Origin of the sequence: Phenylobacterium sp. (assembly GCF_044236515.1) — a bacterium.
Lineage (GTDB): Bacteria > Pseudomonadota > Alphaproteobacteria > Caulobacterales > Caulobacteraceae > Phenylobacterium.
Map to the genome: position 1 here is coordinate 1 of NZ_JBIIGK010000212.1, position 3,965 is coordinate 3,965.

Consider the following 3,965-nt stretch of genomic DNA (forward strand, 5'->3'; position numbering starts at 1 on the left):
AGGCCGTGCTGCCCGTCGCCGGCCTGGGGACCCGGGTGCTGCCGGGGGCGAAGACGACACCGAAGAACCTGCTGAACGTCGTCGACCGGCCGATCCTCTCCTACATCGTCGAGGAGGGCCGTGCGGCGGGAATTGAGCACTTCGTCTTCATCGTCGGCCGCGGCCAGGGGGCGATCGAGGACTACTTCGACGCCAATCCCGAGATCGAAGGGGCGCTGGAGGCCAAGGGCAAGACCGAGATCCTCGCCGATGTCCGGCGCGACCTGCCGCAGCCAGGCCAGATGAGCTTCGTGCGCCAGATGGCGCCGCTCGGCCTCGGGCACGCCGTGTGGTGCGCCCGCGACGTGATCGGCGACGAGCCCTTCGCGGTGATGCTGCCCGACATGCTGATGGCGGCCGACACGCCGGCGCTTTCGCAGGCCGTTTCCGCCTATCAAAAGACCGGCGGTAACATTGTTGTGGTCGAACCGGCGCCGGAGGGCGAAGCCCACAAGTACGGCATCGTGGCGCTCGACGGTCAGGATGGCCGCCTGAACCGGATGACCGGCATGGTCGAGAAGCCGGCGCCGGGCAGCGAGCCGTCCAACCTCTTCATCTCCGGCCGCTACATCCTGCAGCCCGAGATTTTCGAGATCCTCGAGACCCAGCCACGGGGCGCGGGCGGTGAAATTCAGCTGACCGACGGTATGGCGACCCTGATGGGCCGCCAGGACTTCCACGCGCTGGAATATGAGGGGACCACCTACGACTGCGGCGACAAGATCGGCCTGCTGCGGGCCAACGTCGCCTTCGCTCTGCGCCGGCCCGACCTCGCGGACGCGGCGCGCGCGGCGATCGGGGCCCTGCTCTAGCCTTCCTGACGGCGGGACGCTGGGCTAGCGTCCAACCAAAGGGGTGGGCTTTGCGGCTGTTCGTCTTCGGCTACGGCTATTCCGCGCGAGCGCTGGTCCGGACGCTCGCGCCAGCCGGCTGGACCGCGGTCGCGACAGTGCGCACGGACGACGCCGCCGCCAGGGCGGTCGAGAATGGCGTCCAGCCTGTGCGCACTGACGACGCGGCGGCGATCACGGCTGCGGCCAAGGACGCCCGCGCCATCCTGATCACAGCGCCCCCCGGCCCTGACGGCTGCCCGGCCCTGCCGGTCCTGGCGCCGGCCCTCGCCCGCACCGGCGCCTTCCCCGACTGGATCGGCTATCTCTCGACCACTGGCGTCTACGGTGACCGGCGGGGGCGCTGGGTCTTCGAGACCAGCCGGCTGGCCGCCCAGTCGATCGAGGGCGCCCGCCGCGTCGCCGCAGAGCGCGACTGGCAGGAGGTCGCCCGCGGCATGGGCCTGACCCTGACGGTGTTCCGTCTGCCCGGCATCTACGGCCCGGGTCGCTCGGCGTTCGACCGGCTGCGGGAGGGCCGCGCGCGCAGCATCGCCGCGCCGGGCCATGTGTTCTCTCGCATCCATGTGGAAGATCTGGCGCGCGGGCTTGCCGCCTCGATGGCGCGACCACGGGCGGGTGGCGTCTACAACCTGTGCGACGACGAGCCGGCGCCGAACTCCGAGGTGGTCGCATATGCGGCGAGGCTGCTCGGCCTGCCCCCGCCATCGGCGATCCCGCTCGCCGAGGCGAACCTGCCGCCGGCCGCGATGCGCTTCTACGCCGAGAGCAAGCGGGTCTCGAATGCGCGGGCCAAGGCCGAGCTCGGCTGGCGGCCGGTCCTGCCCACCTATCGCGAAGGACTGGCTTCCGTCCTGGCGGCCGGCGGCTGAGGAGTTGGCGGCTGCCGCGCGGCCAGCACGATTCCGGCGCCGATCAGCGCCAGGCCGACGGCGTGGAACAGGTGGAACGCCTCGCCCAGCAGCACCACCGCGAGGATTGCGCCGAACACCGGTTGCAGATGCAGGAACTGGGTGCCGCGGGCCGGACCGATCAGCTCCACGCCGCGATTGAAGAACAGGTAGGACAGGAACGAGGGGAAGATCGCCACATAGGCGATGCCGCCGATCACCCGCGGGGTCAGCCGCAGCACCTGGCCCGACGCCGCCTCGAACAGGCAGAGCGGAGCGAGGAGCATGAGGGTCACGGCGAACGTCGCCCAGATCAGGCTGAGGGGATGCACGGCCGGCCTGCGGCGAAGGACGAGCGAATAGAGCGCGTAGAGAATCACGGCGACAACGATGACTCCGTCGCCCGCGTTCAACCCAAGGTGCAGCAGGTCCCAGGGCCGGCCCCTCGACAGCACCACCAGTACGCCGAGCAGCGAGACGGCGACCGCGACGATCTGCAGGCGCGAGACCCGCTCCTTCAGCCCGGCCCAGGCGAACAGCAGGATCAGCGGCGGGATGGCCGCCTGCATGACGAGGCTGTTCAGCGCTGTCGTCGATTGCAGACCGATGTAGAGCAGGGTTCCGAAGCTGGCGACGCCGGTCGCCGACAGCGCAAGGACGATCCGCCAGCGGCGCCGCAATTCCGGCAGGTCGCGCCGGAGGTGACGCCAGGCCAACGGGGTCACCAGCACGAAGGCCGCCGCCCAGCGGCACCAGCTGAGGGCGATCGGCGGCGCCTGACCGGCCAGCGCCCGCCCCACGACCGAATTGCCGGCCCAGAACAACACCGCGAACGCCAGCAGCAGCGGGGCCGAGCGCCAGAGCACGGCCGGGAGGCGGGCGGGCGTCAGGCGACCGCCTCCGCGACCGCGGTGATCAGGCGCGCGATGTCCTGAGGCCGCGACAGGCGGTGGTCGCCGTCGCGGATCAGGGTGAAGACCACGTCCTCGGACTTCAGGCCGTTGGCCAGTTCCAGGGCATGACGCCAGGGCACGTCGGGGTCGGCGCCGCCCTGGAGGATGCGCACCGGGACCTCGATCGGAACCTCCGACGCCTCGAGGATCGACCAGCGGGCGCCGTCCTCCAGCAGCCGGCGGGTGATCGGTGTCGGATCGCCGTACTCGGACGGCGCCATCCAGACGCCGTCCCGGGCCAGGGCCTCCAGCGCCTCGGGCGGCAGCTCGGGCTTCATCAGCTTTTCGGTGAAGTCGGGCGCCGGCGCGACCAGCACCAGCGCCTGCACCCGCTCCGGGCGGGCCATGGCCGCCAGGCAGGAAATCCATCCGCCCATCGACGAGCCGACCAGCACCAGAGGCCCGTCCGTCAGCTCGTCGATCACCGCCAGGGCGTCCTCGCGCCAGCGGGTGATGTCGCCCTGGGTGAAATCGCCGTCCGAGGCGCCGTGGCCGAAGTAGTCGAACCGCACGCAGGTTCGGCCCTGCGCTGCCGCCCATTCGGCCACCGCCTGCGCCTTGCCGCCGGTCATGTCGGAGCGGAAGCCGCCCAACCAGACCACGGTCGGCCCGGCCCCCGCCACCTTTCGCCACGCCAGCCGCCCGCCGTCGGGGCGCGCCAGAAAGCCGCTGTCCTCACTCATGAGCTCGTCATAGCGCGTCATGGCGGGAGATGCAGAGGCAATGTTCCGGCAAGCGTTTCGCGCTATGGGAGAGCCCGTGCGCCTCCCTCCCGAATTCACCCTGCTGCAGGTCGTGCCCGAACTGGAGACCGGCGGGGCCGAGCAGACGACGCTCGACATCGCCCGCGCCGTGGTCCGCGCCGGCGGTCGGGCGCTGGTGGCCTCGCGCGGCGGGCGGATGGCCGACCAGCTCGCCGCGGTCGGCGGGCGGCTGATCCCTCTGCCGATGCAGTCGAAAAACCCGCTGACCCTGATCGCCAACGCAGGGCGCCTGGCCGTCATCCTGCAGCGCGAGAACGTCAGCCTGGTCCACGCCCGCAGCCGGGCGCCGGCTTTCTCGGCCTACGAGGCGGCGCGGGTCATGCGCGTGCCGTTCGTCGCCACCTATCACGGCGTCTACAAGTCGGGCTCGTCGATCAAGCGCTGGTACAACGGGATCATGACCCGCGGCGACCTGGTGATCGCCAACTCCGACTACACCCGCGACCACGTCCTTTCCGAGCACCCGGA

5 protein-coding genes are annotated in these 3,965 nt (G+C 71.1%); 3 read left to right on the forward strand and 2 right to left on the reverse strand.

All coding sequences use genetic code 11. The annotated features are described in order from the left end of the window. Positions 1–851 (forward strand): UTP--glucose-1-phosphate uridylyltransferase (locus tag ACILRF_RS15090; protein ID WP_395674325.1); only part of this gene is annotated, 851 nt, incomplete at its 5' end. A 50-nt stretch (positions 852–901) separates the two neighbouring features. Then, a complete protein-coding gene (locus tag ACILRF_RS15095; protein WP_395674327.1) occupies positions 902–1,762 on the forward strand; it encodes an SDR family oxidoreductase in 861 nt (286 codons plus the stop codon). Here ACILRF_RS15095 and ACILRF_RS15100 read toward each other — a convergent pair. Continuing rightward, a complete protein-coding gene (locus ACILRF_RS15100; protein ID WP_395674329.1) occupies positions 1,720–2,646 on the reverse strand; it encodes a DMT family transporter in 927 nt (308 codons plus the stop codon). The genes ACILRF_RS15095 and ACILRF_RS15100 overlap by 43 nt on opposite strands. A 20-nt stretch (positions 2,647–2,666) precedes the next feature. Then, on the reverse strand, positions 2,667–3,416 hold the full coding sequence (locus ACILRF_RS15105; protein ID WP_395674331.1) for an alpha/beta fold hydrolase: 750 nt from the start codon (positions 3,414–3,416) through the stop codon (positions 2,667–2,669). A gap of 76 nt (positions 3,417–3,492) precedes the next feature. On the opposite strand from ACILRF_RS15105, the gene ACILRF_RS15110 reads away from it, so the two are divergent. Then, a partial coding sequence (locus ACILRF_RS15110) for a glycosyltransferase (RefSeq protein WP_395674333.1) occupies positions 3,493–3,965 on the forward strand: 473 nt, incomplete at its 3' end.